This is a genomic window from Acetobacter zythi (assembly GCF_963921165.1).
Taxonomy (GTDB): Bacteria; Pseudomonadota; Alphaproteobacteria; order Acetobacterales; family Acetobacteraceae; genus Acetobacter.
This window is the reverse complement of record NZ_CAWUEO010000043.1, coordinates 1-564: the sequence shown is the minus strand read 5'-3', so window position 1 is coordinate 564 and position 564 is coordinate 1. Positions and strand designations below refer to the sequence as shown.

Genomic DNA, 564 nt, shown 5'->3' with positions numbered 1-564 from the left:
TCTCGGCGCCAATGACGGAACGCTGTCGACCGGCAGCCTCATCGTCGGCGTTGCCAGTTCTCATGCGACACGCGGCAGCATTCTCATCGCGGGTTTGTCCGCACTTGTCGCAGGCGCCCTCTCCATGGCGGCGGGCGAGTATGTCTCGGTCAGTTCCCAGGCCGATTCTGAACACGCCGACATCGCCCGCGAGAAACAGGAACTGGTCACGGACTGGGAGGGCGAAGTCACCGAACTGGCCGGGATTTATCAGAAGAGAGGGCTGGATGAAGACCTCTCGCGCAAGGTCGCCGTTGCCCTCATGAAGCATGATGCGCTCGGTGCCCATGCAAGGGATGAACTGGGTTTGTCCGAGGCCACGGCGGCACGACCCATACAGGCGGCATTCGCCTCGGCAACCGCCTTTTCATCCGGAGCATTACTGCCCGTGCTGGCAGCTGTTCTGGCCCCCGTGGCGTGGGTATCCTGGGGCGTGTCCTTGACGTCCGTCGTGCTTCTCGCTGTTCTGGGGGTCGTTGGCGCGATTGCCGGCGGCGCAGCGCCTCTGCGCCCAGCACTGCGTGT

At 64.0% G+C, this 564-nt stretch carries 1 protein-coding gene; it reads left to right on the top strand.

Going from position 1 to position 564, the window contains the following annotated elements; translation table 11 throughout:
- Positions 1–564 (top strand): VIT1/CCC1 transporter family protein (locus AABE20_RS11280; protein WP_338333154.1); only part of this gene is annotated, 564 nt, incomplete at both ends.